Annotated in this window: 1 protein-coding gene; it reads left to right on the top strand. The window is 71.3% G+C overall.

Features of this window, described 5'->3' with window-relative positions:
* Positions 1-1,201, top strand: a 1,201-nt coding sequence (locus tag AC3XYG_RS00490; RefSeq protein ID WP_489137852.1) for an MFS transporter, incomplete at its 5' end; no start/stop codon positions are given.
* Between the last annotated feature and the right edge of the window lie 320 nt (positions 1,202-1,521).

Raw genomic sequence — 1,521 nt, forward strand, 5'->3', positions numbered from 1 at the left:
GTTCCCGATGCCGAACCCTTATGGCGCCATCTTCCAGGCCCCCGGTGCCACGGCCTTTTCCGCCACGGGATTCGTCGCCCGGCTGCCGCAGGCCATGATCACGCTCGGCATCGTCACCATGCTGTCGCAGACCCGCGGCGAATACTGGCTGGCCGGAGGCGTGGCCGCCACCTTCGCCCTGGCCAACGCCCTGATCGCGCCGCGGGTCTCACGGCTGGTCGACCGCTGCGGCCAGGCCCGCGTGCTGTTGCCCGCCAGCGCCGTCAGCGTCGCCGCGCTGGCCGGGCTGATGCTGGCCGCCCGCACCGGCGCGCCGGACTGGACCCTGTTCCTGTTCGCCGTGCTGACCGGGGCGATGCCGAGCATGTCGGCGATGGTGCGGGCACGCTGGACCCAGCTGTATCGCGACACCCCGAAGCTGCACACCGCCTTCGCCTTCGAATCGGTGGTCGACGAGGTGATCTACATGACCGGGCCGGTCCTCGCGATCGGCCTCAGCGTCGCCCTCTTCCCCGAAGCCGGGCCGCTGGCCGCCGCGCTGCTGCTGGCCGGCGGCGCGCTGCTGTTCGCGGCGCAGCGGTCGACCGAGCCGCCGGTGCATGCCGCCGAGGCCGGGCGGGGCACCGCCGTCATCCGGCTGGGGTCGCTGCGCGTCATCGTCCTGACCCTGGCGGCGATCGGCGCGATCTTCGGCACCGCCGAGGTCACCGCCATCGCCTTCGCCGAGGCCCAGGGCCAGAAGGCCGCGGCCAGCCTGGTCCTGGCCAGCTATGCCGCCGGGTCGCTGATCGTCGGCCTGGTGTTCGGCACGCTGAAGCTGAGGATGCCGCTGGCCCGGCAATTCGTCCTCGCCATCGGCCTGGCGGCGCTGACGACGCTGCCACTGCTGGTCATCGACAGCATCCCGGCCCTGGCCGCAGTCCTGTTCCTGGCCGGCGCCGCCGTGTCGCCCACCATCATCACCGCGATGGGGCTGATCGAGCGGCTGGTGCCGCCGTCGCAGCTGACCGAGGGCATCACCTGGGCGATGACCGGCATCGGCATCGGCGTGGCCTTCGGCTCCTCGGTCTCGGGCTGGGTGATCGACACCTATGGCGCCCAGAACGGCTTCCTGGTGTCGCTGGCCTCGGGCGCCCTGGCGCTGGCCATCGCCCAGTTCGGCCAGCGCTGGCTGCAAGGCCGGGCGCGGGTGCCGGCTTAGTCCTGTCGGCTCCCAAACAACTCAAGACAGACGAAGAAATGTGTCCCCCCTCCCCTCGCGGGAGGGGGTAGGGGGAGGGGGTGTCGATGGCAGTGCACCGGCGCGGGTTCTGGCAATCCGGCTTTGACCGTGAAGTCTACCCTTTGCCCATTCGCGCGCGGACGCGCGCAGACCCCTCCCCCTGCCCCCGCCCGCAAGGGGAGGGGGTGCACAGAGGGGCTCCGCCGGCTCGGCCGCACTGTTCCCACACCGGCATTGCCGAAGCATTCGCCGTGGCCGGCCCCTCGCCACTTGACTCCACTGCCTGAAAAATAGAATGA

The organism is Inquilinus sp. (assembly GCF_057815775.1).